A 25,929-nucleotide genomic window follows, 5' to 3' on the forward strand; every position below is an offset into this window, starting at 1 on the left:
CGTCCGGCCCGCCCGGCGTCCGCCTCGGTAGGCTCGCTGCAGTTGATCTTTCGGCGATCGGAGGACGGGTGCGGAAGGCCCTGCTTGTGCTGCTGGCCGGGTTGGCGGTGGCGGGGTGTGGCGGCTCGCCGGACGGGGCTACGACCGAGTCCGCGGATCCCGTTGTGCGCGTGGGCGAGCCGGACGACGGACACCAGCGGCGACTGCGGGTCGGGCAGCGGCTGATGGTCGCGCTCCCGTCGAATCCGTCCACGGGATACTCCTGGAGCGTCGCGGCGGTGGACGCCGCCGTGGCGAAGCAGGACGGCGAGGCGGATTTCGAACCCGATCCGGCCGTGCCTGTCGCACCCGGCGCGGGTGGTACATCGGTGTGGAGTTTCGTCGGCGTGGCCGCGGGGCGGACGCCGTTGACGATGGAGTACCGGCGCCCGTGGGAGCAGGGGCTGGAACCGGCCAGGACGTTTTCGTTGACGATCGAGGTGGAGCCGTGACGAGCATTCCGGAATGTGGTGCCGAGGTCCGGGATGACGGCGAGAGCCCTACGGGTGCAAGGATTTCGGACATCGCAGGATTCCGGGCCCGGCACACGGAGCTGTCCGCGGGCTACGGGGCGGGCGATCCGGACGATCCCGCCATGGTGCAGGCGATGCAGATGGTTCTGCATCTGCCCAAGACCGATCCGCCGCCCCGCAGCGCGCTGCTGGCCGCTGCCGCGTCCGCGGCGGTGGCGCTGTGCCTGGACGAGCGCGTCGGGCCGGGTGGCGAGTGGCAGGAACGCTATCTGGGGTGGAAGCGGTCGCGAATCCGCAAGGTGGCTCGCCGGGCGCGCGGGGCCCAATGGCGCGCGACGTGCGGCGTGCCGGGCGTCACCGTCGAGATCGAGGGCGCGCAGGCGCGGGCGCTGGTGCCGGGCCCGGTGGGGCAGGTCGATCCGCTGATCAAGCGGTTGCAGATCGGCGGCACCGATCTCGAGCACGACGATCCAGGGCCGCCCGATCCGGACCTGCCGGTGCTCTGGGTGAACGCCGCGCTCGGGATGACGCTGGGCAAGTCGGCCGCGCAGGTGGGTCACGCGAGCATGCTGCTGGCCGGTGCGCTGCCGGTGGAGCACGCGTGGCGCTGGGCGGAACTCGGCTTCCGTTGCGCGGTGCGCGAGGCCGATGCGCAGCGCTGGGCTGCGCTGGTCGAGCAGGTCGCCGGAGGTGCGGCCGTCGCCGTGCGCGACGCGGGATACACCGAAGTGGCGCCGGGCTCGATGACGGTGATCGCGGTGCCCGCCCGGTCCTGGTGAACCGTCGCGCGGGCGTGTCGGAGGGCGCTCGATACGGCCGTGCGGGCAGCCGTCCCGCGAGGACCCGACCGAACGGCTCGGTTTACCCTCCCCGCGTTGGCAAGTGCCCCCACGCGTGGGCCAAGATGGAGCGCGTGCCGCAACCGGATCCCGATCTGCTCATCGATTTCACCGACGTGACCGTCCGCCGCTCCGGGCATACCTTGGTCGGCCCGGTTACCTGGCAGGTCGAGCTCGACGAACGCTGGGTGGTCCTCGGGCCCAACGGCGCGGGCAAGACCTCGCTGCTGCGGATGGCCGCCGCCGAGCTGCATCCGACCGCGGGCATCGCCCATCTGCTGGGGGAGCGGGTCGGGAAGGTGGACATCAGCGAGTTGCGCCCGCGGATCGGCTTGTCGTCGGCCGCGGTGGCCAGCCGGGTGCCGATCGACGAGAAGGTCAGCGATCTGGTGATCTCCGCGGGCTACGCGGTGCTCGGCCGCTGGCGGGAGCGCTACGACGACGTGGACACCGACCGCGCCATCGACATGCTGGAAAGCCTGGGAGCCGAGCACCTCTCGGACCGCACCTACGGCACCCTGTCGGAGGGCGAGCGCAAGCGGGTGCTCATCGCCCGCGCGCTGATGACCGACCCCGAGTTGCTGCTGCTCGACGAGCCGGCCGCGGGCTTGGACCTGGGCGGCCGTGAGGAACTGGTCGAGCGGCTCGGCGATCTCGCGGCAGACCCGGACGCGCCCGCGATCGTGCTGGTCACCCATCACGTGGAGGAGATTCCGCCGGGGTTCACGCACGGCCTGCTGCTCAACGAGGGCGAAGTGGTGGCGCAGGGCCTGCTCTCCGACGTGCTCACCGCGGAGAACCTCAGCGACGCCTTCAGGCAATCGATTGCGCTCGATCGCGTCGACGGCCGCTACTTCGCCCGGCGCGCGCGCCGGGCGGGCAGCCACCGCAGCCGCTGACCAGCACGGCGTGCGGTTGCCCACCAAGCGCGCATCGGGCGTACCTTGGCCTTCGCTCGGGGTCGTGTGCGGGCGGTAGACGAAGTGCGTCCGACCGCGAAGTCAGGCCTACCCCGGCCTCGACTCCGGCCGTGCGCGGGCTGTGGACGGAGTGCGTCCGATTGCGCCCGTTATGGTGCAAGGGTGAGTGAGACAGAAGCGCAGGCAGACTCTCAGCAACCGACATCGCCGCTCAAGGACGCGTCCACGGTGATGCTGGTGCGCGACGGGGCCGACGGACCCGAGATCTTCCTGCAGCGCAGGGTCGGCGCGATGGCGTTCGCCGCGGGCATGACCGTGTTCCCCGGCGGCGGCGTCGACCCGTCCGACGGAACCGCCGACATCGCCTGGGCCGGTCCGGGACCGGCGTGGTGGGCCGGGCAATTCGCGACCAGCGAAACCAGGGCCAAGGCGCTGGTCTGCGCGGCCGTCCGGGAGACGTTCGAGGAGTGCGGTGTGTTGCTGGCCGGGCCGACCGCCGACAGCGTCGTTTCCGACACGGCCGGCTACCGCGCGGCTCGCGCCCGGCTCGAGCGCAGGGAGCTGTCGCTGGCGTCCTTCCTCGCCCAGGAGGAGTTGGTGCTCCGCGCCGACCTGCTGCGTCCGTGGGCGAACTGGATCACCCCCGTCATCGAGCCGCGCCGCTACGACACCCGGTTCTTCGTCGCGGTGCTGCCGAAGGGCCAGCGCGCCGACGGCGCGACGTCCGAGGCCGCCGAGGTGCGGTGGAGCACCCCGGCCGGGGCGCTGGCACGCTGGCGCTCGGGCGTCGACGTGCTGCTGCCGCCGACTTGGTCGCAACTGGTCGCGCTCGGCGAATTCCGCTCCACCGCGGACATCCTGGCGGCCGAGCGCGCGATCGACCCGATCCTGCCCGTGCTGTCCGATCTGGACGGCACACAGCAGCTGTCCTTCCCCGACAACCACCGCTACTTCGCCGACCTACCCGACGCGGGGCGACTCCGGGGATCCGTGCGCCCATGAGCGGGGCGGCTCAGCTGCCGGGCGGGCTGTCGTCGGTGCGGCTGCGGTCGGTCTTCGATCCGCACCGTCGGTGACGGCCCGGACCCGGTAGCGTGGCCTCTCATGGCCGAATTCGTGACCCTGGAGCTGCCGGAGGGTGATGCGCGGGGCGTGGGCGTCCTGCGGTTCGCCCGCCCGCCGATGAATCTGCTGAACGTGCAGCTGGTGCGCGAACTGGCCGAGGCGGCCGACGCCGTCGCGGCGGACCCCGGGGTCGCCGCGGTGGTCGTGTACGGCGACGAACGGGTGTTCTCGGCGGGTGACGACGTGGCCGAACTGTTCGGTCTCGGCAGCGAGCAGGCCGCCGCCATGGCGGCCGACCTGCAGCGGGCCCTGGGCTGCCTGGCCCGGATTCCGCAGCCCACCGTCGCGGCGATCAGCGGTTACTGCCTCGGTGGCGGACTGGAGCTGGCGCTGGGCGCGGACCGCCGCGTCATCGGCGACAACGTCAAGCTGGGTCTGCCGCAGATCGAGGCCGGGCTGATCCCACTCGCCGGCATCCGCCGGCTCGCGCTGCTGATCGGGCCCGGCCCCGCCAAAGATCTCGTCTACACCGGTCGATTCGTCGAGCCGGAGGAGGCGAAGACGCTCGGTCTCGTCGACGAAGTCGTCGCGCCGGACGACGTGTACAACGCCGCGATGCGCTGGGCACGCCAGTTCGTCGGGGGTCCCGCCCGCGCGCTGGCCGCCGCGAAAGCGGTCTTCGAAGCCGGTCCGCACGGCCTCGATCGGGCCCGCGCGGAGTGGTCCGGCCTGTTCACGACGGAAGATCGCCTGATAGGAACAGGTTCTTATCTGGCCAACGGTCCAGGGTCGGCGGAATTCGTGGGCCGATAGCAGGCGTCAACTGCGGATTTGGGTAGGCTTGCCGACCATGACGGTACGTCCCGACGACCCCGCGCCGAACCCGCACGCCACCGAGGCAGAGGTCGAAGCAGCGCTCAAGGATACGAAGCTGGCCCAGGTGCTCTACCACGACTGGGAGGCCGAGACCTACGACGACAAATGGTCCATTTCCTATGACGAGCGCTGTATCGAGTACGCGCGCGGCCGGTTCGACTTGGCCGTTGGCCCCGCGCCGCTGCCCTACGGCAAGGCGCTCGAACTCGGTTGCGGTACCGGTTTCTTCCTGCTGAACCTGATGCAGGCGGGCGTGGCGAAGTCCGGCTCGGTCACCGACCTGTCGCCGGGCATGGTGAAGGTCGCGTTGCGCAACGCGCAGAATCTGGGCCTGGACGTGGACGGCCGGGTCGCCGACGCGGAGACCATCCCCTACGAGGACGACACCTTCGATCTGGTGGTCGGCCACGCGGTGCTGCACCACATCCCCGATGTCGAACTCGCGCTCAAGGAGTGCCTGCGCGTGCTCAAGCCGGGCGGCCGCTTCGTGTTCGCCGGTGAGCCCACCACGGTCGGCAACTTCTACGCGCGCTGGCTGGGCCGGATCACCTGGAAGGCCACCACCACGGTGACCAAGCTGCCGATGCTCAGCGGCTGGCGGCGTCCGCAGGAGGAGCTGGACGAGTCCTCCCGCGCGGCGGCCCTGGAAGCGGTCGTCGACCTGCACACCTTCGATCCGCGCGCCCTGGAGGCGATGGCCCGATCGGCCGGCGCCGTCGAGGTGGCGGCCAAGACCGAGGAGTTCGCCGCGGCGCTGTGGGGCTGGCCCGTGCGCACGTTCGAGGCGGCGGTGCCCGCCGAGAAACTCACCTGGCGCTACCGGATGGCCATGTACCGCGCTTGGCTGGGGCTGAGCTGGGTGGACGAGAACGTCATGCGCCGCGTCGTTCCGCGCCAGTTCTTCTACAACGCCATGATCACCGGCGTGAAGCCCACCTCCGCCGGAAAGTAGTTGACCCGCGCTACCGGTCGCGACCCCATCGCCGACCTGGGCAGCGAACTTGCTGCCCAGGTGAACCGGCCCGCGTCACTGCGCCGGAACCCGGAGATGGAGCGTCACCGAAACGGTGACCGGGTCGAGGCTCGCGGGATCGCCACAGGCGCCCGGAAACAGGCCGCCGTCGAGATCACCCGCACCGGCAACCCGAACCGGGCCGTCGCGGCAGCGCGGGGGACGGTCCCGGCCACCGGACTCCGGTGGGTCGGCACGGTGCGAACGATTACTGGAGCCCGGTAGTGGGCTATCGCTTCACCCGTGATGATGTGGGATACCTCGGTAGCGCGATCGGCGGGGACGCGCTGGCCGAGGTGGGACAGCTGGAGCTGACCACGGCGACGCACCTGCGCGATCTGGAGCGAGTCCGTCGCGCGCACGGCGATCGGGCGGCGGCCCTGATCGAGACAGTGCGATTGCGGCGCAGAGCAGCCGCCAAACTCCTCGACGCCGGGCAGTGGCTGTTCACCGACGACGCGCTGCAGCAAGCCACCCCGACGCTGGTGGCACGGCAGCGCGCCGCGCGGCTGGCCGGACGGACGGTGCACGACGTCACCTGCTCGATCGGAGCCGAACTCGCCGAGCTGGCCCGGGTGTGCCCGGCGGTGCTCGGCAGCGATCTGGACGAGGTGCGGCTGGCGATCGCCGCGCACAATCTGGTGCCGCGCCGGCTCGCGGCGGGGGAGCGCAGTTCGCTCGCAACCGCCACCGGTCCCGCGGAAGAAACCCGGAATGTGATGCTGGCCAGGGCAGATGCCCTGCGCCCGAGCAGTCGCGACACCGTGATCATCGCCGACCCCGCCCGGCGCGCCGATGGCCGCCGCACGCACGACCCGGCCAAACTCCAACCGCCGCTGCCGGATCTGCTCGCGGCCTACGCGGGCCGCGATCTCGCCGTGAAATGCGCTCCCGGCCTCGATTTCGACCGGCTCGATTGGTCCGGTGAGGTGGAGGTCGTCTCACTCGACGGCTCGGTGCGGGAGGCGTGCCTATGGTCGTCCGGACTCGCCGATCGGGGTGTCCGTCGTCGCGCGACGGTACTTTCGTCCGAGGGCGGCGGGTGGAGCATCACCGATGCCGAATCCGACGACATCGCAGAGCGCGCGCCGGGGCAATGGATCATCGACCCGGACGGAGCCGTCGTGCGCGCCGGTCTGGTCCGTCATTACGCCGCGAAACACGGCCTGTGGCAATTGGATCCGCGCATCGCCTATCTCACCGGTGAAACCGTGCCCGAGGGCGTGCGTGGTTTCCGCATCTTCGACCGCATGGACTTCCGTGAGAAAGCCCTGCGCGCCGAACTGCATCGCCGCGATTGCGGCCCCCTCGAAATCCTCGCCCGGGGCGTCGACATCGATCCGGACGCCCTTCGTGCGCGCCTGAAACCGCGGGGCACCCGCCCGCACACCCTGGTGATCACTCGCATCGGCCGCGCCGCGACGGTTTTCCTCTGTGCCACTCCGTGACCACGCGGGTGCGTCGCCGCCGCCCTCTCCCGGAAGTGCGGCGGTGACGCGCCGTACGGCAGCGGTACTCGCTTCGGCGGAGGCCGCCGGCTGCTACTCCGGCTCGAAGGCGAAGATCTCGCCGATCCGGGTGGCGACCACGACCTCACCCTTCGCGCCGATCGATGTGCCGGTGGTGGTTCCCTTCGCGCCCGGCAGGACGTCGGAATCGATGGTGCTTCCGGTTCGCGTATCGAAGGTGACGAGGTTGAGCCCGTCCCCGATGGCCGCGGTGACGTAACCGGTGTCGCCCATCGTCTGCGCCGCGGAGCCACGCAGGGCGAGATCCTTGCGCTCCCACGCCGTTTCGGCCGTGTCGCCCTTGTCCCGGAGCGCGAGCAGGTAGCCGTCCTCGCCGGACGGGACGATGAGGCCGTCATCGGACACCGAGATGCCGCCGCGCGGCGTCCAGTCCAGCCGATGCACCCACTTGGTGCGCCCGTCCGCGGTGTCCAGGGCGATCAGGCGGTTGTTGTTGTCGCCGACGTAGAGGGTGCCGCCGTCGGCGGACAGAGCCGGGCTGGTGGAACTGCCGCCCAGCAGCAGTTCGGCGCTCCACTCCCGCACGACCTTGTCCCCGGTGTAGCGCAGCGCGATCACGGCCGCCGCGGGCCGCCCCGGCTGCCACAACGTCACGTAGAAGCTGCCGCTGCCCGCATCGATGGGGGAGATGTTCGCGACGGGGCACTGCGGCCCTCCGGTCGCGCAGTCGTCGAGTCCCTGGCCCGCGTCGGGCCAGCCGAGCCCGGCGTTGACGAGGAAGTTGGGTTCGCCGAGCAGTTGCAGCGTCGGGACCGACCGCTCGCCCGTTTGCCGGGACAACACGTCGACCTGACCGGACTGACTGATCGTCAGTAGTTTTCCGTCGCCGGTGAACTGCACCGAGACCGGTGTGCCTGCCACCGGCGTGGCCCACCGCGGTTGACCCAGGTAGTTGAACGAGATGACCCTGCTGTCGTCGCCGACGTAGACGTTGGTCATCCCGTCGACCGCCGACGGCGCGGAGATCGCGCTCGGGCCCAGCGCGTTGCAGAACCGCTTGCGGCCGGTGGCCATCTGGAAGGAGAAGATCGAGCAGTTCTGCAGCCGCGTGGTGAGGAACAGCTGGCCGTCGGGCCCCAGCGTGACGGGCTGGGCGATCGGACCGCCGATCGGCCGTTGCCAGCTCAGCCCCATCTTCCGCGATCCGGTGATCGGAGTGGTGCCACTGTTGCGGCCGTCGTGGTAGGCGGCGGTCCAGCCCTTGCCGGTGCCGACGGTGATGTCGTCGTAATCGGTGCCGCAACCGGCCAGGGTCAGCGCGCCGACCGCGGCCAGCACGGCCGCGGCGCGTTTCCGGGACGGTCGCCACATGGAAGTAGCCAGTACGCCGCCGCTTCGCACCTGCCGTACTCCTGTCGTCGTTGGCTCGCACCGCGCCCTCTCCGGCGCAGGAGTCACTGTACGGGAGCCCTTTGCGCGGGTGAACCAGTCCCGGCGTTGTGGTCGCGGGTGGTCGTCGCGGTGCCCGCCGCGAGCGATAGGCTCTATCCGTCGCCGCCGAGGCGAGCGACGGCCGGTAGGACCACGACAGGAGAACCGTTCGTGACGAGCATGTGGGGCGCACCGTTGCGCTCGCGCTGGCGGGGATCGCGCCGCCGGGATCCGCAGCAGGCGCGTTTTCTGACGCCGGCGTCGCTGCGCTGGGTGCTCGCGAACCGGGCGTACACACCCTGGTATCTGGTGCGGTACTACCGGCTGTTCAAGTTCCGCCTGGCCAACCCGCACATCGTGCTGCGCGGCATGGTCTTCCTCGGCCGCCGGGTGGAGATCCACGCCACGCCGGAACTGAGCCGCATGGAGATCGGCCGCTGGGTGCACATCGGCGACGGCAACGCGATCCGCTGCCACGAGGGTTCGCTGCGCATCGGCGACAAGGTGGTGTTCGGCAAGGACAACGTCGTCAACACCTACCTCGATATCGAGATCGGGGAGTCGACCCTGGTGGCCGACTGGTGCTACATCTGCGACTTCGACCACAAGATGGACGACATCACCGTGCCGATCAAGGACCAGGGCATCGTGAAGAGCCCGGTGCGCATCGGTCCCGACACCTGGATCGCGGCCAAGGTGACCGTGCTGCGCGAGACGCGCGTCGGCCGTGGCTGCGTGCTCGGCGCGCACGCCGTGGTCAAAGGCGAGATCCCGGATTACAGCATCGCCGTCGGCGCTCCGGCCAAGGTGGTCAAGAACCGCAAGGCCACCTGGGAGGCCGGGGCGGAGGCACGAGCCGAATACTTGGCTGCGCTGGAGGACATCGCGCGTAAGAAGAACGGGGCGACGCAGACCGCCTGACAAGGATGGCCGGTGCGGTCGCGGTCGTCGAGGGGCTACGTTGGCGCGCTCTGATCGCAGCGGCCGCGCTGCGTCGCGGCTGTCGCCGGGACCAGCCTCGCTTACCGGAGTCCGCGCCGAGCCGAGACCGGCGGCCGCCCGGTGGGGCCCTGGATTCGTCGGTGCGGGCGAGTAGGTTCGGCGCTATGACTGCCTACGCCGCGCTGTTGCGCGGGATCATGCCGAGCAATCCGAACATGAGCAACGCGAAATTGCGCGCGGTGTTCGAGTCGCTCGGCTTCGAGGGCGTGGGGTCGGTGCTGGCCAGCGGCAATATCGTGTTCCACAGCGCGGAGTCCGATGTGTCCGAGCTGGAAGATCGCATCCAGCAGGCGCTGATCCGGGAACTGGGCATCGGCGGTGGGACGATCATCCGCAGTCACGACGAACTGCGGGCACTGCTCGACACCGACCCGTTCCACGGCCTGACTCACGGGCGCGGCACATATCTGATCGCGACGTTCCTCAAGGACACGGCCGAAGCTCCATCCGACCTGCCCGAGCGGCCCGACCCGCTCACCCGGGTCGTCGGCTATGACGCGGACGCGCGCGCGTTCCTCGCGGTCATCGACAACAGCGAGCCGGGCAAGACGCCCGATTTCATGGCCTGGCTGGAGAAGACATACGGCAAGGACATCACCACCCGCACCTGGCTCACCGTCGAGCGCATCGTCAAGAAGCTGGGCGGCTAGCCGAGGGGGTGGTTACTTCGGATCGCGTTCCGGCAGGGGACGTTCCACGATGGACGGGCGGCCCAGCGGGTTGCGCACCCGCCGCTTGGCCGACTGATACACCTGGGCGGTTTCCGCCGCCACCACGTCCCACGCGAAATCGGCCGTGAGCCGTTCGCGGGCGGCGTAGGCACGCTGCTGGGTGGCGGCGGGGTCGTCGAGGGTGGCGCGGACCGCTTCGACCAAGCCGTCGACGTCCGCGGGCGCGAACGACGCGCCGGTGACGCCGTCGATCACGGCTTCGCCCAGGCCGCCCGCCGTCGAGGTGATCAGCGGGGTACCCGCCGCGGCCGCCTCCAGCGCGACGATGCCGAACGGTTCGTACCGGCTCGGCAGCACGATCGCGTCGGCGCCGTGCAGCCAACCGAGCAGCTCCGCGTGGTCGAGCTGACCGGTGAAGTTCACCGCGCGGGCCACCCGGTGCACCCGGGCGCGTTCGCGCAACCACTCGAACTGGGTGCCGACGCCCGCGACGGTGAGGGTGGTGCCGGGGTGGGCGCGGCGGATGCGCGGCAGCGCGGCGATCGCGTCCTGCACGCCCTTCTCGTACTCGAGCCTGCCCACGTACAGCAGTCGCGGCGGGCCGGTGCGCGGCGAGCGGGGACGGAAGGTCCACGCGCCGACGTCGATGCCGTTGCGGATCACCGTCATCGGGATCCGCTCGGGTCCGTAGAGACGCTCGACTTCGTCCTGCATGGACGCCGAGCAGGTGATCAACGCGTCGGATTCGTTGGCCAGCCACCACTCCACCGAGTGCACCTGCTTGTTGACCTTGCCCGCGACCCAGCCGCTGTGCCGACCGGCCTCGGTGGCGTGGATGGTCGAGACCAGCGGCACGTCGTAGTACTCGGCCAGGGCGATGCCGGGGTGGGCGACCAGCCAGTCGTGCGCGTGCACCACGTCGGGCGTCCAGCCGTCGCCGATGCCAGGCTTGCCGAGCGCGACGCCGGCACGCACCATGGCGTGTCCCATGGCCAGCGTCCAGGCGAGCATGTCCTCGCCGAAGTCGAACACCGGCGGGTCCTCCGCGACGGCCACCACGAGCACGCCGTCGGCGATGTAGGAGTGCGTGGGATGGGTCGAGGCGTCGGTGCCGGAGGGGCGCCGGGACAGTACGACCACCTCGTGGCCCGCCGCGGCCAGTTCGACGGCGAGGTGATGCACGTGCCTGCCGAGCCCGCCGACCACGACCGGCGGGTACTCCCACGACACCATCAAAATCTTCATGCAAGTCCTTCTGCGGCCGAGCCCGGGTCCGCCGGGCCCGGTCCGTGACTCGCGGTGGCGGAGCCCGGTCCCGGCGCGGCGGCGGATACTGCCCCGGTGGCGCTGGGTACGGACCCCGCGGAAGTCAGTCGTCGCGCGTCCACGCCGGGGAAGAGTCCGTCAGCTGCCCCCCATCCTGCCGCCAACTGCCGTGCTTTCGCGAGTTGGCCCGCCCCGACGGCCGCGGCGATTTCGCGGACCGCGTGGGCGTGGCGGTGTGCGCGGTCGCGCGCGTAACCCGCGGCGGAGTCCTTGCTGACCATGAACGCCCAGTCGCTGGAGACGGTCAGGATCGCTTCGCGGAGCAGTTGATCGGCGACGTGGTCGCGCAGCCCGGGCGCGCCGCCCTGGGCGGCCCGCATCTTGTCGACGGTGTCCAGGCTCAGCCGCACGATATCGTCGTTGAGCTCCACCAGGTCGCGCACCTGCTCGCCCGCCCACACCCGCCAGTCCTTGCCCGAACCCCAGGACGAGTCGGCCAGCGGTACCGGTTCGCCCAGGTAACCGCGGGTTCGCGCGTCGGCGAGGGTGCCCACGGTGACGCCTGCCTCCGGCAGCGCGCGCAGCACCTGCGCCAGCCACTGCGGGCCCTCGTGCCACCAGTGGCCGAACAGTTCGGTGTCGAACGCCGCCACGACCAAGGCGGGCCGCCCGATCCGCTCGGACTCGGAGATCAACCGCTCCCGCACCGTCCGCACGAAGTCGTCCACGTCCCGAGCGACGGCCGCGGCGGCCAGTTCCGGGTCGTAGGGAGCCTTGTCCGGGCCCGCGACGGTCTTGCCGGTGACCCGCGCGGGTTTGAGACCCGTGGCGTGGTCGTAGTGATGAAAGTCACGATAGGCGGCGTGTCCGGGGTAGCCGGATTTCGGCGACCAGACCCGGTAGCTCACCTGCAGATCACGTCCGAACGCGACCACATCGGAATCCCGCACCGGACGGCCGAGCGTCGTGTCGCCGCGCAGGGCCGGCCCGTCGACCATGAAATGCGTCACACCGGCGGCGGCGTAGCCGACCTCCATGCCAGGGGTGTATCCGCACTCCGGCGCCCAGATGCCCGTCGGTGTGTGACCCCAGCGGTGCCGCGCGTCGGCCAAGCCCTCGGTGAGCTGGAACTGGCGCAATCGCGGATCCAGCAGCGGCTGGAACGGATGGGCCAGCGGGCCGCCGAGCAGTTCGATGGTCTCCGCGTCGATGAGCGCGCGCCAGACCGGCGCCGCGCCGTGCCGCCAGTACCGCTCGAACTCGGCCAGTGCGGCGGCGGCCAGGCGGTGTTCGTGCCTGCCCAGCGCCACGTTGCCCGCCATGGCGGCTTCGTCGGCGCGCAACTGCCAGTTGCCCAGCCAATGGTGCATTCCCGCCAGGCAGTGCGGGTCGTCCAGTTGAGCCGCGAGCACCGGCGTGATGCCGAGGCTCAGCAGGTGCGAACGTCCTTCCGCCGCAAGGGTTCGCAACACCTCGACGACCGGCAGGTAGGACGCGGCCCAGGACTGGTAGAGCCATTCCTCGCCGACCGGCCAGCGGCCGTGATGGGCCAGCCAGGGCAGATGGGAGTGCAGGACCAAGGTGAACTGGCCCGGCACGGGGCTTGCGGCGTGCCCGCCGGGCACGGTACTGCGATCGGTCAAGGCTTCACCGCGATGGCGACCAGATCCAGACTCGCGTCGATGTCGGCCGCTTCCAGCACGAAATCGTCCGCCGTGACGCTCGCGACGTCCGCGGTCAGTTCCGCGGGCCAGGGTTCACCGGCCAGCGCGCGTTCGATCTGCGCGTCGATGAACGACCCGCCGTGCTTGGCGTCCAGCGCTTTCAGGGCCGGGCCGTGGTGCACGCCGATCATCCGCGCGACCTCGAAACCGGCCTCGACGAGCAGCTCGGTCAGCTCGGCCGCGTTCAGCTCCCTGGTGTGGAACGGGTTGAGCGGAGTGTCGCGACCAGGGGAGAAGGTGATCCGGTTGGGCGTGCTGATCAGCAGCTCCCCGCCGGGACGCAGTACGCGCAGGCACTCCCGCAGGAACTGGGACTGGTCCCACAGGTGTTCGATCACCTGGAAATTCACCACGACGTCGACCGAGGAGTCCTCCAGTGGCAGCTCGGCGAGGTTGCCCTGGATCATCTCGACGCGGGGGTAGCGTGCGCGCACGTGCTCGACGGCGCCGGTGTCGTAGTCCACGCCGATCACCTTGGTGGCCACGTCGGCGATCATGTCCGCACCGTAGCCCTCGCCGGAACCCGCCTCCAGCACGGTTTTTCCGGCGCAGCGGTCCAGCAGGCGGGCGTAGGCGATCTCGTGCCTGCGGAACCAGTAGTTCTCCTCGGCGATGCCGGGCACGGTGCGCTCGCCGGTCAGCGGCAGCGGTTCGACGGCGCCGACGCTCGTCTCGGGGTCCGCGGGGATGCCGGACGGGTCGTCCACTGCGGCAGGGATCACAGCCTCGCTCATCACTCCGACGTTACTGCCACCGTTTCCAGGCGGGACACCCACCCGGTCGGCCCGGAAGTGCGGCTTCGACCGCCCGGAAGCGGGGTCGGCGAACGGGCGCACTGTAACGCGTGGTACCCACTTGTGAGAGAGAAGCCACTAAGTTACCCACGGGTAACTTAACGTAAGGTAATGTCACGGCCTGAGCCACCCACCCGGGCGTACGGCGCAGTTCGTGCGACCACCACATACGTGTAACCAGAACAGGAGGTCGACGAAGACCGATGCCGAACATCGTCGTACTCATCAAGCAGGTTCCCGACACCTGGTCGGAGCGCAAGCTCACCGACGGTGACTTCACCCTCGACCGGGAGGCCGCCGACGCCGTCCTCGACGAGATCAACGAGCGCGCCGTCGAAGAGGCGCTGTTGATCAAGGAGGCGCAGGGTGGCGAGGTCACCGTGCTGGCCGCCGGTCCGGACCGCGCCACCGAGGCCATCCGCAAGGCGCTGTCCATGGGCGCCGACAAGGCCATCCACATCAACGACCCGGCCATCCACGGCTCCGACGCCGTGCAGACGGCGTGGGTGCTGGCGAGCGCGCTCGGCCAGGTCGAGGGTGTCGAGCTGGTCATCGCGGGCAACGAGGCCACCGACGGTCGCGCGGGTGCGGTGCCCGCGATCATCGCCGAGTACCTGGGCCTGCCGCAGCTGACGCACCTGCGCAAGCTGACCGTCGACGGTGACAAGGTCACCGGCGAGCGCGAGACCGATGAAGGCGTGTTCAAGCTGGAGGCCAGCCTGCCCGCCATCGTCAGCGTCACCGAGAAGATCAACGAGCCGCGCTTCCCGTCCTTCAAGGGCATCATGGCCGCGAAGAAGAAGGAAGTGCAGACCTTCACGCTGGCCGACCTGGGCGTCGACCCCTCGACCGTGGGCGTCGCGAACGCGGGCTCCACGGTCACCGCGGCCACGCCGAAGCCTCCGCGCACCGCGGGCGAGAAGATCGCGGACGAAGGCGACGGCGGCAGCAAGATCGCCCAGTACCTGATCGGCCAGAAGATCATCTGATCTCGGTAGCGCTGCAGACTTCCTAGGAGAGAACACACATGGCTGAAGTACTCGTGCTCGTCGAGCACGCCGAGGGTGCGATCAAGAAGGTCAGCACCGAACTGCTCACCGCCGCCCGCGCCCTGGGCGAGCCCGCCGCCGTCGTGCTCGGCACGGCGGGCACCGGCGAGAAGCTGGCCGACGCGCTGGCCGCCGCGGGTGCCGAGAAGATCTACATCGCCGAGTCCGACGATGTGGAGAACTACCTGGTCACCCCGAAGGTCGACGTGCTGGCCGCGCTGACCGAGTCGGTCTCGCCCGCCGCCGTCATCGTCGCCGCCAGCGCCGAAGGCAAGGAGGTGTCGGGTCGCCTGGCCGCCCGCATCGGCTCCGGCCTGCTGGTCGACGTCATCGACGTGAAGTCCGACGGCACCGCCGTGCACTCCATCTTCGGTGGCGCGTTCACCGTCGACGCCAAGGTCACCGGCGATGTCCCGGTGATCTCGGTCCGCCCGGGCGCCGTCGAGGCCTCCGCGCAGGCGGGTGCGGGCGAGAAGGTGACCGTCGAGGTGCCCGCGCAGGAAGAAGGCGTGGTCAAGGTGACCTCGCGGGAGCCGGTCGTGGCCGGTGACCGTCCGGAACTCACCGAGGCGAGCATCGTGGTCTCCGGTGGCCGCGGTGTCGGTTCCGCCGACAACTTCTCGGTGGTCGAGGCGCTGGCCGACTCGCTCGGCGCGGCCGTCGGCGCGTCGCGCGCCGCGGTCGACTCGGGCTACTACCCGGGCCAGTTCCAGGTGGGCCAGACCGGTAAGACGGTCTCGCCGCAGCTGTACATCGCCCTCGGCATCTCCGGCGCCATCCAGCACCGCGCGGGCATGCAGACCTCGAAGACCATCGTCGCGGTCAACAAGGACGAAGAGGCGCCGATCTTCGAGATCGCCGACTACGGCATCGTGGGCGACCTGTTCAACGTCGCGCCCCAGCTGACCGAAGCGGTCAAGGCGCACAAGGGCTGACACCCTCGGAGCGATCGAGAAGTGGCCCCGACCGAACGGTCGGGGCCATTTTTCGTTTCACCGTCGACACGTGATCTCACAACGGTTTTGAGCTACTGTTGGCGAGCGTTGCTGCACTGCGGAATGGGGGCAAGGGGGGCGATGAGCGACGTCGTAGACAGCGGCAACCTTCAGTCGGCGACCGGCGTGGACGGCGGTCTGCCGATCACCGCGCGGCGGGACACTCTCCGAGAAGCCGCGTCGGTGTTGTCGCCACCGGTGGTGTCCCAGTACCTTGCCTCCCACGACTGGCAACTGGAGTCCCGCCATCAGGACATCAAAGAGATCTGGCGACTTCCAGGGGAGGACGGCCTGCTAGGCCGAATCATGCTGCCTTTGGCCACCGACTATGTCGATTTCCCTCGCCGCTTTCGTGAGACGCTGCAAGCGCTGGCCACCATCTACGGTTGTGACCTCATCCAACTGGTGGAACGAATAGCCGCCGCGCGGCCGACGCGGTGCTCGTGCGTCTCGGCCAGGAAACTGACGAACTGACGCGGGTGCGAGCGACTCCGCCGGGGTCCTGGTCGGTTCGAACCGTTTCGGTCGATTGGGACGTAGCGGCGCTGATCTTCAAGCGCTTGGTTTGTTGTGACTGGTCGGAGACTTTCGGCGCGAATTTCGTGCGAACTCTCGAGGTCACTCGCACGGAAATTCGTGACCGAGGCGAAAGAAATTACGGCGCATGCTATTTCGCATCGAAAGCGCAGGTCGCGGCCGTACACTCGGCCGGTGAGCATCCCCACGGAACCGATCGGTAGCATCCCTCGACCTCACGACCTGTTGGCCGCCATGGCCGACGAATCCGGCGACGCCGCCGCGCTCGCCGAACTCCAGCGGCGCGCGGTCGCCGAGACCATCCGGAAGCTGGAGGAACTCGGCTCTCCTGTTGTCACCGACGGTGAGCAGTCCAAGCCGAGTTTCGCCACCTATCCCATCGCGGGTCTGGACAATCTGGCCCCGGACGGGGCGGTCATCCCGTTCGCCGACGGGCACCAGAGACAGCTGCCCCGGCTGACCTCGGGCCCGTTCCGATACGCCGCGCACGCGGCGGACTACATGCGCGACGCGCAGCAGCACGCGACCGTTCCGGTGAAGCAGGCCGTCATCGCGCCGTCGGCGCTGAGCCTGCTGTACCCGGCCGACGGGATCGAGGGTTATCCCCGCGAGCAGTTCCTCGCCGACCTCGCCGACGCAGCCGAGGCCGACATTCGCGGCTGCCTGGAGGCGGGCGCGCACCTGGTGCAGCTCGACTTCACCGAAGGGCGGCTGTCGCTCAAGCTGGATCCAAGCGGCGGGGTGCTCGACCAGTTCATCGAGCTGAACAACACGGTGCTCGAACGGTTCTCGGACGAGGAGCGGGCGAGGATCGGCGTACACACCTGTCCCGGCGGTGACCAGGACTCCACGCACAGCCTGGACGTGGACTATGTCCAATTGCTCCCGAAACTGCTGCAACTGCGGGTCGGCGCGTTCTACCTCCAGTTCGCCAGCGAGCCGGACCCGGAGAAGGTGCTCGCCGTGGTCGCCGAGCACCTGCCCGCCGAGGCGCGGGTGTTCATCGGCGTCACCGACCCGATCGACCCGCAGGTCGAAACACCCGAACAGGTGCGCGACCGGGTGCTGCTCGCCGCTCGCTACCTGCCCGTCGAACGGTTGGGCACCTGCGATGACTGCGGCTTCTCGCCGTTCGCCGACGACACCTCCACCTCGCGGGAGACCGCGTTCGCCAAGATCCGCGCGCGCATCGAGGGCACGGCGCTGGCGTCGACGGAATTGCGCGTCTGATTCGCTCAACGAGACTCGATCTACGGCCCCGCAATCCCCGGGGCCGCTCTCGTTCGGCGAGGAGCCGCACCGACCACTCCGTCTGCTCCCAGGCCACGTGTAACACCGCATCGAGGATGAAGGACGATTCCTTTATGGCCACCACCAATGCCGGACTCATCTGGAGCATCGCGAACCTGCTTCGCGGCCCCTATCAGCCGAACCAGTACGGCGATGTGATCCTGCCGTTCACGATCCTGCGTCGACTCGACGCGATCCTCGCGCCCCAGAAGGCCGAGGTGCTAGCCGAGTACAAGAAGATGCGAGGTCTCGGGATCGATCCGTTCATCGTGCTCAGGTCGAAGTTCGGATTGCCGTTCTTCAACACCTCGGTATGGGACTTCGGCAAGCTGGCCGCCGACGCGTCCGGGCTGGCCGACAACCTGGTCGAATACCTCGAGGGCTTCTCCGTGAACATCAGGGACGTGTTCGACGGCTACGGTCTGCCCGCTCTGATCGCCGAACTGGACAAGAAGGATCGGCTGTTCCTGATCGTCAAGGAGTTCGCGAACGTCGACCTGCACCCGGATCGGGTGAGCGGGCACGACATGGGCTACATCTTCGAGGAGTTGATCCGGAAGTTCGCCGAGTCCAACAACGCTCAGGCCGGTGACCACTTCACCCCGCGCGAGGTCATCGCGCTCATGGTCGACCTGCTCTACGCCGATAAGGATCTCGAGCTCACCGCCCCAGGGATCGTCCGCACTGTCTACGACCCCGCCGCCGGAACCGGTGGCATGTTGTCGGTCGCCTACGACCACCTCACCGCGATGAATCCCGACGCCAAGCCAGTCCTGTATGGGCAGGAGGTCAACGGCCGCTCGTACGCGATGTGCAAGTCGGACATGATCATCAAGGGTCAGAGCGTCGACAACATCTACCTCGGCGACACCTTGGCCGACGACGGCTTCTCCGGCCACCACTTCGACTTCCTGCTGTCCAATCCGCCATTCGGCGTGGAGTGGAAGAGCCAGCAGAAAAAGGTGACCGATGAGCACGAGCAGCGCGGCCACGCCGGCCGCTTCGGCCCGGGGCTGCCCCGCGTTTCCGACGGCTCGCTGCTGTTCCTGCTGCATCTGATCTCGAAGATGCGCCCGGTTCGCGGACCGCAGGACAAGGGCTCACGGCTGGCTATCGTCCTGAACGGCTCCCCACTGTTCACCGGCGGTGCTGGGTCGGGCGAATCGAACATTCGTCAGTGGATCATCGAGAACGACCTGCTGGACGCGATCATCGCGCTGCCGACGGACATGTTCTACAACACCGGCATCGCCACCTACATCTGGATTCTCGACAACAAGAAGACCGAACAACGCAAGGGCAAGGTCCAGCTCATCAATGCGGTCGACATGTTCGGCAAGATGCGGAAGTCGCTGGGCTCCAAGCGCAAGGAACTCCGCGACCAGGACATCAAGCTGATCTGCGAGCTGTACGAGGAGTTCCGTCACGACGATGGCACCGACGAGCCCGCGCTGTCGAAGGTGTTCGCCAACGAGGACTTCGGCTATCGCACCATCACCGTTGAACGTCCCCTGCAACTGAGTTTCCATGTGCATGAGCACACCGTCGAGCAGGTACTCACCGGCAAGGCAGTGGCCAAACTGTCTGCGTACGAGCAAGATTCGGTGCGTACGGCACTGACCTCTCTGGTCGGCCGGTCGTGGTCGAACCGCGACAAGTTCGTCATCGACCTCAAGTTGGCGCTCATCGACGCGGGCATGTCGAAGCCCGGCGCTCCGCTGGTGAAGGCGATCTGGACCGCTGTTGGACAGCATGACCCCGAGGCCAATGTCATTACGACGAAGGGCGAGCCGGAGGCGGATTCGTCGCTGCGGGACACCGAGAACGTCCCGCTTGCAGAGGACATCGAAGAGTACTTCGCCCGCGAGGTTCTCCCGCATGTCCCGGACGCGTGGATCGACCATGACAAAACCAAGATCGGCTACGAGATCCCCTTCACCCGGCACTTCTACCGGTACATCCCGCCGCGGCCGTTGGAGGAAATCCAGAAGGATCTGCGGGGTCTGGTCACTGAGATTCAGGCGATGCTCGCGGAGGTTGGGGCGTGAACTGGCCAGCATACGAGGAGTACAAGGATTCTGGGATCGAGTGGCTTGGAGGTATTCCTTCCCATTGGTGGGTGGACCGGATCAAGTTATCCGTTGAAAGCAGCCAAAATGGGATCTGGGGTGCCGAGCCGGATGGGGGTTCTGATGACATCCGGTGTGTTCGCGTTGCTGATTTCGATCGACCCAAATTGGCGATCCATGATCGTGACGTCACCTACCGGAAAGTGAGCGAGTCTGAAAGAAGCGGCCGAATTCTTCGTAATGGTGATCTCATCCTTGAGAAATCTGGTGGTGGTGAGAAGAATCCCGTAGGATTCGTTGTTCTGTATGACCGGAATGAGCCTGCTGTTACGTCCAATTTTGTTGCTAGGGTTACACTCCGCCAGGGAATGGAACCTCGATTTTGGACCTACCTGCATCATTGCTTGTATGGCTCACGCCTCACGCAACCCTCAATAAAGCAGACCTCTGGGATTCAAAATCTTGATCAGCAGAACTACTTCGACGAGCGTGTTTGCTTTCCCCCAACGGTCGAGCAAGTCGTCATAGCGGACTTCCTGGATCGCGAGACCGACAAGATCGACGCGCTGATCGCCAAGCAGGAGCAGCTCATCGAGACGCTGCGCGAGGACCGTGTCGCCACGATCACGCAAGCCGTGACCAAAGGGCTCGATCCGGACATCGAAACGACGGATTCGGGTGTGATATGGCTCGGGCACGTTCCGCCGCATTGGATGCCGTGCCGACTCAAGCATGTCATCGCCTCAATCGAGTCCGGCACCAGCGTAAATGGTGCTGACGTGCCGGTGAATTCGGACGAGATCGGTGTGCTCAAGACGAGTTGTGTGTCGGCTGGTTGGTTCAACCCAGAAGCCAACAAGACGGTGATCGAAGATGAGATTCCTCGAGTTTCTTGCCAGGTCGTCAAGGGCACACTGATTGTCAACCGGGCCAACACCCCCATCCTGGTGGGGTCGTCGGGATACGTGGAGCAGTCGCGGCCCAATCTGTACCTGTCGGACAAGCTGTGGCAGGTAACTTTCGATCGGACACTGCCGGAATTCATCTACTACTGGACCCTGACTGACTGCTATCGATCACAGATTGCGGCGAGCTGTGTCGGTGCAAGCTCAAGTATGCAAAACCTCTCGATGGTGGACTTCCGGAACATCGCAATCGCGCTTCCATCGGTCGCCGAACAGAAATCAATCGTCGATTTCTTGTCGACTCGAATCGAAGGAATCGACGCCCTCATCGCCAAGTCCACCGAGATGATCGAGACCCTGCGGGAGTACCGCTCCGCTCTGATCGCGGATGCGGTGACCGGCAAGATCGATGTACGTTCCTTCTAGCGGAAGACGCGGGTGTCGTTGCCGCGCAAGGGGAGGCCAAGTGATCAAGTCCGTCGACAACGTTCCGGTGTACACGCTGTTGAGTCCGGAGAACACGATTGTGTACCGGATTCCGCCGTATCAGCGGGAGTACTCGTGGAGCAAGCAGCAGTGGGACGACCTGTTCGACGACCTCCTCGATTCCGACGGCGATCAGGGCCACTTCCTGGGCACGATCATCTGCGTGAACCAGACCGACAACGCCACGCAGGAGGTGGTGCTCGAGCTGATCGATGGTCAGCAGCGGATGACGACCTTGTCGTTGTTGCTCATCGCCATCCACCACTGCTTGGAGACACGCCGTGACGAGCTTGATGAAGACGACATCACCGATCTGACGAACCTGCGGCGTCAGCTCGTCTTGCGCAAGCCGGTACGCGCCCGGTTGCGCCCGCAGAAGCAGAACTCGAACTTCGAGGACTACCTCAATGTGCTGTCCCGGGCGGGCATCCAGATCGACAGCCCCAAGGTCAAGAACTTGGGCAATCGCCGAATCATGCGGGCCTACAACCACTTCGTGAACCGGATTTCGGTACGTGCCGAGGAGCCGGGCCGAGACGTCGTCGGTGTAGCTCTCGACATGCTCAGCCGTGTCAAGAACGCGACGCTGGTCAAGCTGGAGGTGGTGAGTCATTCCGATGCGTTCGTGCTGTTCGAGTCGCTGAACAACCGTGGCCTGCCGCTCACGCCGATAGACCTGATCAAGAACAACTTGCTCGCGTCCTCGGACAAGCAGGATGGTTTCGACACCGACAAGGTGTTCGTGCGCTGGAACGATCTGCTCGCCGACCTCGGTGACGACTACACCAACCAGGAGCGTTTCTTCCGTCAGTACTACAACGCCTTCAAGGCCACGCTGCCTCCGGTGATCAAAGCGCCGGTGGCGACCCGGTCGAATCTGATCCGCATCTACGAGACACTGATCGGCGCGGACCTGGCCGCCTTCCTCGACGGGATCACCACCGCTGGTTCGGAGTACAAGCGGATCATCGGCAATCTCGACGACGAGGACCCGCGCACGACTTTCGACGACGCGCTGCTGGGTCTCTCCCGTGCGCAGGGGTCGCCGTCGCACATCCTCCTGCTGTTCCTGATGATCCGCCGCGCCGAGCTGGAACTGACCGAGACGCATCTGGAGGCGATCACCCAGCTGCTGGCCAGTTTCTTCGTCCGACGCAACCTGACCGGCGTCCCGCAGACCTACACCCTCCAGGCACTGTTCATGGACCTGATCGAACGGGTCGCCCCTCTGCGAGGCGAGGCCGTCGAGAGCGCTGTGCGGGAGGGTTTGCGCCGGGTCTCGGCCTCGGATGAACAATTCCTGGAGAAGCTGTCCGGACAGATCTACGACGAGAACGCCGACGTGGCGCGGTTCATCCTCGTATCCCTCACCGAACAGGGCTTCACCAAGGAGACCTGGACCGACCTGTGGGCACGCGAACGCACGCACTACAAGTGGACGATCGAGCACATCCTGCCGCAGGGTGGCAATCTGCCCGGCGACTGGGTGGCGATGCTCGGCGGCAACCGTGAGCAGGCCGCTGATGTGCAGCAGCGGCTGGTGCACACGCTCGGGAACCTGACGATCACCGGGTTCAACAGCAGCCTGGGAAACCGGTCTTTCGACTACAAGAAGGACCGCAAGGACAGCCACGGCAACTACATCGGCTTTCGTAACGGGCTGAGCCTGAACGCCGACGTGGCCGCCGCCGAGAAGTGGACCGAGGCGGAGATCACGCGACGGACCGAACTCCTCGCGCGGCGAACCCTCGACTTGTTCCCCATCTGATGTCGAGCATCCGTCCGCCGTCGTCCGATTCACTTCTCGGAGAAATCGACATGCCCCAGCACCACGAATCCGTCCTCGAGGGCGAGATCTGCGAGCACCTGGCAGCGCACGGCTGGCTGTACTCTGCGAACGACTCCGGCTACGACCGCGACCTCGCGCTGTTCCCGGAGGACGTGTTCGCGTGGCTGTCCGATACCCAGCCGATCGAGCTGGCGAAGCGAATCAAGCCCGACGCGACCACAGACGCGCAGTCCAAGGCGAGATCCGCGCTGTTGCAGCGGCTGGCGAAGACGCTGTCGAACGATCCGAAGGCCGACGGCGGCACCCTCGCGGTGCTGCGGCGTGGGTTCAGCGACTTCAACGCGAATTTCGCGATGTGTCAGTTCAAGCCGAACTCCGGGCTCAACGCCACCGTCGCGGCGAAGTACGACGCGGTGCGGCTGCGGGTGATGCGGCAGGTGCACTACTCGAAGGCCGATCCGAAGAAGGCCATCGACTTGGTGTTCTTCGTCAACGGAATCCCCGTCGCCACGGCCGAACTCAAGACCGACTTCACCCAGTCGGTACGGCACGCGATCGAGCAGTACAAGAAGGATCGCCCGCCCAAGGGCGAGCTGTTGCTCACCTTCGCGACGCGTGCACTGGTGCACTTCGCGGTGTCGAACAAGGAAGTGCACATGACCACCCGGCTCGCCGGGACGGGCACTGTGTTCCTGCCGTTCAACCGTGGCAACAACCACCACGCCGGCAACCCGGCCAACCCGGACGGCTCGGCGTCGTCATACCTGTGGGAGACGATCCTGCGGCGAGACACCTGGCTCGAGATCATCGACCGATTCATGCACCTCGAGATCACCGAACGCCGTGACCCCGACACCGGACGTAAGAGCCGGAAGGAGACGTTGCTCTTCCCGAGGTTCCACCAGTGGGAGGTGGTCACCCAGTTGGTCGCCGCCGCCCGTATCGAGGGTCCCGGGCACAAGTACCTGATCCAGCACTCGGCCGGGTCCGGGAAGACGAACTCCATCTCATGGCTGGCGCAGCGGCTCGCCGGACTCTACGACGACGCCGACGACAAGGTGTTCTCCTCGGTCATCGTGGTCACCGACCGCACTGTGCTGGACACGCAGTTGCAGGAGGCCATCCATCAGATCAATCGCACCTCAGGCGTCGTCGCACACATCGACGGCCTGAGCGGCTCCAAGTCGTCCGAACTGGCAGCCGCGCTGGAATCCGGCACGCACATCATCATTGTGACCATTCAGACCTTCCCGTTCGCGCTCGAGGCGATCGCGAACAAGGAAGCGCTGCGCGGACGAAGTTTCGCGATCATCGCCGACGAGGCGCACTCGTCCCAGACCGGCGGCGCGTCGAACAAACTCAAACAGGTCCTCTCGCGGTCCGAACTCGACGAGGTCGCGCAGGGCGGTGTGGTGTCGGCGGAAGACATCCTGGCCGCCGAGACAAAGGCCCGTGCCGAGGCGCGTAACGTGTCGTTCTTCGCTTTCACCGCGACCCCCAAGGCGACCACCCTGCAACTGTTCGGCAGGCCGGGCCCGGACGGCACCCCGCGCCCGTTCCACCTGTATTCGATGCAGCAGGCCATCGATGAAGGCTTCATCCTGGACGTGCTGCGCAACTACACGCCCTATAAGACGGCATTTCGTCTGTCGCACAATGGGAAGACCTACTCGACCGACGACACCACCGAGGGCACCGTCGCCGTCACCCAGGACGGCACCGACGCCGATCTGGTGGACCGGAGCGCGGCCGTGAAGTCGGTGATGAACTGGGTGAAGTTGCATCCGACGAACATCTCTCAGAAGGTGCAGATCATCGTCGAGCACTTCCGGCACAACGTGGCCTGGCGCCTTGACGGGAAAGCCAAGGCTATGGTGGTCACCAGTTCCCGCAAGGCCGCCGTCCGCTACAAGCTCGCGTTCGATAGTTACGTCGCTCAGCGCGGCTACACCGACGTCGCGGCCTTGGTCGCGTTCTCCGGTGAGGTGCAGGACGCCGAATCCGGCAGCGACGAACCATTCACCGAAACGAGCATGAACCCCCGCCTGAACGGCCGCGATCTGCGCGACGCTTTCGCCACCGACGATTTCCAGATCATGTTGGTGGCCAATAAGTTTCAGACGGGATTCGACCAGCCCAAGCTGGTCGCGATGTATGTGGACAAGAAGCTCGGCGGAGTGCAAGCCGTGCAGACCCTTTCCCGGCTGAACCGGACGTTCGCACCGCTGAAGGATCAGACGTTCGTGCTGGACTTCGCCAACGAGGTCGCCGATATCGTCGACGCGTTTTCCCCGTACTACGAGGTCACCACACTCGCCGACGTCACGGACCCGAATATCGTTCACGACACCGAACGCAAACTCGCCGTCGCGGGAATCTACGAGGGCTCCGAGGTCGACGGGCTAGTCGCCGACTATCTTGCGAAGAAGGGCAACAGCGCGCTGGAGAAGTGGATCGCGCCTGCCGCCGAGCGGTACGCAGTCCGGATGAAGGAGGCCCTCGATGCCTCCGACGCGGCGGCCGTCGATGCGTTGGAGATGTTCCGCAAGGACGTCAGCACCTACGTGCGGCAGTATGAGTTCCTCTCTCAGCTGTTCGACTATGAGAATCCCTGGCTGGAGAAGCTGGCGATCTACCTCAAACTGCTCGCGCCGCAGCTCACGGGCGGAGCGAAGCAGACCCCGATCGACCTGTCCGCGGTCGCCATCGACTACCTCGGCCATCATCAGCAGGCCGAGCAGAACGGCGTACTCACCGCTGGGGTGCAGCTCGAACCGGCGACAGGGGCTGGCACCGGCACCGTCAAGGACCCCGAGATGGTGGCGCTGGAGGAGGTTATCGCCCGGATCAACGATCTGTTCTCCGGCAATCACCCGGACTCGAGCATCCGCAGCGTGATCACCCACATCAAGGACCGGTTCGAAGAATCTATGACCCTGCGCGCCCAGGCGAGAACCAACACCCTTGCCCAATTCTCCGCCAGCCCCGACCTCGACATCGCCTTCGCCGACGCCGTCATCGCGGCCATGGACTCCTCGGCCGATCTCTCCACACAGATCCTCAACAACAAAGACTTGTCGCAGAAGCTGCTCGGAGAACTGCTGCCCGGCATCTACGCGCGACTGAACACCGCCTGATCTCGGTCGCCGATAACTGCCGGATCACCAGTGGATCGTCCCCCGGTGGCGGTGAGCCGGGGCTGCGCCGGTGGGCAGGCCCGAACGGGAC

Annotated in this window: 21 protein-coding genes; 17 read left to right on the forward strand and 4 right to left on the reverse strand. The window is 67.2% G+C overall.

Annotated features, from left to right (window positions below; translation table 11 throughout):
* Positions 1-68 precede the first annotated feature (68 nt).
* The 7 genes from ACWEKR_RS00155 (at position 69) to ACWEKR_RS00185 (ending at position 6,672) form a co-directional block, all read left to right on the forward strand.
* The gene (locus ACWEKR_RS00155) at positions 69-491 is read left to right on the forward strand and encodes a protease inhibitor I42 family protein (protein WP_452352597.1); all 423 of its coding nucleotides are present in this window, start codon (positions 69-71) and stop codon (positions 489-491) included.
* Positions 492-553: 62 nt separating this feature from the next.
* Positions 554-1,291: an aminoacyl-tRNA hydrolase gene (locus ACWEKR_RS00160; protein ID WP_452353059.1), complete on the forward strand. Its 738-nt coding sequence runs from the start codon at positions 554-556 to the stop codon at positions 1,289-1,291.
* A 125-nt stretch (positions 1,292-1,416) separates the two neighbouring features.
* Positions 1,417-2,250, forward strand: coding sequence for an ABC transporter ATP-binding protein (locus tag ACWEKR_RS00165; protein WP_195086258.1), 834 nt, complete (start codon positions 1,417-1,419; stop codon positions 2,248-2,250).
* Between the two features lie 252 nt (positions 2,251-2,502).
* Entirely contained in the window at positions 2,503-3,273 is a 771-nt protein-coding gene (locus ACWEKR_RS00170) for an NUDIX hydrolase (protein WP_452353060.1), read from the forward strand.
* A 102-nt stretch (positions 3,274-3,375) separates the two neighbouring features.
* On the forward strand, positions 3,376-4,149 hold the full coding sequence (locus ACWEKR_RS00175) for an enoyl-CoA hydratase-related protein (protein ID WP_452352598.1): 774 nt from the start codon (positions 3,376-3,378) through the stop codon (positions 4,147-4,149).
* 37 nt (positions 4,150-4,186) lie between these two features.
* Entirely contained in the window at positions 4,187-5,164 is a 978-nt protein-coding gene (locus ACWEKR_RS00180) for a class I SAM-dependent methyltransferase (protein WP_195086254.1), read from the forward strand.
* Positions 5,165-5,448: 284 nt separating this feature from the next.
* Positions 5,449-6,672: a THUMP-like domain-containing protein gene (locus ACWEKR_RS00185; protein ID WP_452352599.1), complete on the forward strand. Its 1,224-nt coding sequence runs from the start codon at positions 5,449-5,451 to the stop codon at positions 6,670-6,672.
* A 93-nt stretch (positions 6,673-6,765) separates the two neighbouring features.
* Here the strand turns inward: ACWEKR_RS00185 and ACWEKR_RS00190 are convergent, their stop codons facing one another.
* Complete coding sequence (locus ACWEKR_RS00190; RefSeq protein WP_452352600.1) at positions 6,766-8,094, reverse strand: outer membrane protein assembly factor BamB family protein; 1,329 nt, start codon at positions 8,092-8,094, stop codon at positions 6,766-6,768.
* 201 nt (positions 8,095-8,295) lie between these two features.
* Between ACWEKR_RS00190 and ACWEKR_RS00195 the strand changes: the two genes are divergently transcribed.
* The gene (locus ACWEKR_RS00195; RefSeq protein ID WP_195086240.1) at positions 8,296-9,045 is read left to right on the forward strand and encodes an acyltransferase; all 750 of its coding nucleotides are present in this window, start codon (positions 8,296-8,298) and stop codon (positions 9,043-9,045) included.
* A 185-nt stretch (positions 9,046-9,230) separates the two neighbouring features.
* Positions 9,231-9,776, forward strand: a complete 546-nt coding sequence (locus tag ACWEKR_RS00200) for a DUF1697 domain-containing protein (RefSeq protein ID WP_159838482.1) — start codon at positions 9,231-9,233, stop codon at positions 9,774-9,776.
* A gap of 12 nt (positions 9,777-9,788) precedes the next feature.
* Here the strand turns inward: ACWEKR_RS00200 and ACWEKR_RS00205 are convergent, their stop codons facing one another.
* Genes ACWEKR_RS00205 through ACWEKR_RS00215 form a run of 3 tightly spaced genes read right to left on the reverse strand, consistent with a single transcriptional unit; the run spans position 9,789 to position 13,521 of the window.
* Complete coding sequence (locus tag ACWEKR_RS00205) at positions 9,789-11,042, reverse strand: glycosyltransferase family 4 protein (RefSeq protein ID WP_159838484.1); 1,254 nt, start codon at positions 11,040-11,042, stop codon at positions 9,789-9,791.
* Positions 11,039-12,706, reverse strand: a complete 1,668-nt coding sequence (locus tag ACWEKR_RS00210) for a 1,4-alpha-glucan branching protein domain-containing protein (protein ID WP_452352601.1) — start codon at positions 12,704-12,706, stop codon at positions 11,039-11,041. Before ACWEKR_RS00210 ends, ACWEKR_RS00205 begins: the two co-directional genes overlap by 4 nt.
* Positions 12,703-13,521 carry a class I SAM-dependent methyltransferase gene (locus tag ACWEKR_RS00215; RefSeq protein ID WP_452352602.1) on the reverse strand — a complete coding sequence of 273 codons (819 nt, stop codon included), beginning with the start codon at positions 13,519-13,521 and terminating at the stop codon, positions 12,703-12,705. The genes ACWEKR_RS00210 and ACWEKR_RS00215 overlap by 4 nt, the downstream gene beginning before the upstream one ends.
* A 263-nt stretch (positions 13,522-13,784) precedes the next feature.
* Between ACWEKR_RS00215 and ACWEKR_RS00220 the strand changes: the two genes are divergently transcribed.
* From ACWEKR_RS00220 to ACWEKR_RS00255, 8 genes are all read left to right on the forward strand, one after another.
* Positions 13,785-14,570 carry an electron transfer flavoprotein subunit beta/FixA family protein gene (locus ACWEKR_RS00220; RefSeq protein ID WP_063019653.1) on the forward strand — a complete coding sequence of 262 codons (786 nt, stop codon included), beginning with the start codon at positions 13,785-13,787 and terminating at the stop codon, positions 14,568-14,570.
* Between the two features lie 38 nt (positions 14,571-14,608).
* The gene (locus ACWEKR_RS00225; RefSeq protein WP_159838490.1) at positions 14,609-15,565 is read left to right on the forward strand and encodes an electron transfer flavoprotein subunit alpha/FixB family protein; all 957 of its coding nucleotides are present in this window, start codon (positions 14,609-14,611) and stop codon (positions 15,563-15,565) included.
* A gap of 141 nt (positions 15,566-15,706) precedes the next feature.
* Complete coding sequence (locus ACWEKR_RS00230) at positions 15,707-16,099, forward strand: hypothetical protein (RefSeq protein ID WP_452352603.1); 393 nt, start codon at positions 15,707-15,709, stop codon at positions 16,097-16,099.
* A 237-nt stretch (positions 16,100-16,336) separates the two neighbouring features.
* Positions 16,337-17,392 carry a cobalamin-independent methionine synthase II family protein gene (locus ACWEKR_RS00235; RefSeq protein WP_452352604.1) on the forward strand — a complete coding sequence of 352 codons (1,056 nt, stop codon included), beginning with the start codon at positions 16,337-16,339 and terminating at the stop codon, positions 17,390-17,392.
* Between the two features lie 134 nt (positions 17,393-17,526).
* Entirely contained in the window at positions 17,527-19,500 is a 1,974-nt protein-coding gene (locus tag ACWEKR_RS00240; RefSeq protein WP_452352605.1) for a type I restriction-modification system subunit M, read from the forward strand.
* On the forward strand, positions 19,497-20,852 hold the full coding sequence (locus tag ACWEKR_RS00245; RefSeq protein ID WP_452352606.1) for a restriction endonuclease subunit S: 1,356 nt from the start codon (positions 19,497-19,499) through the stop codon (positions 20,850-20,852). Before ACWEKR_RS00240 ends, ACWEKR_RS00245 begins: the two co-directional genes overlap by 4 nt.
* 40 nt (positions 20,853-20,892) lie before the next feature.
* Positions 20,893-22,680 carry a DUF262 domain-containing protein gene (locus tag ACWEKR_RS00250; RefSeq protein WP_452352607.1) on the forward strand — a complete coding sequence of 596 codons (1,788 nt, stop codon included), beginning with the start codon at positions 20,893-20,895 and terminating at the stop codon, positions 22,678-22,680.
* 50 nt (positions 22,681-22,730) lie between these two features.
* Positions 22,731-25,838: a type I restriction endonuclease subunit R gene (locus ACWEKR_RS00255; RefSeq protein ID WP_452352608.1), complete on the forward strand. Its 3,108-nt coding sequence runs from the start codon at positions 22,731-22,733 to the stop codon at positions 25,836-25,838.
* Positions 25,839-25,929: the final 91 nt, after the last annotated feature.

This window comes from Nocardia sp. NPDC004573 (assembly GCF_053602135.1).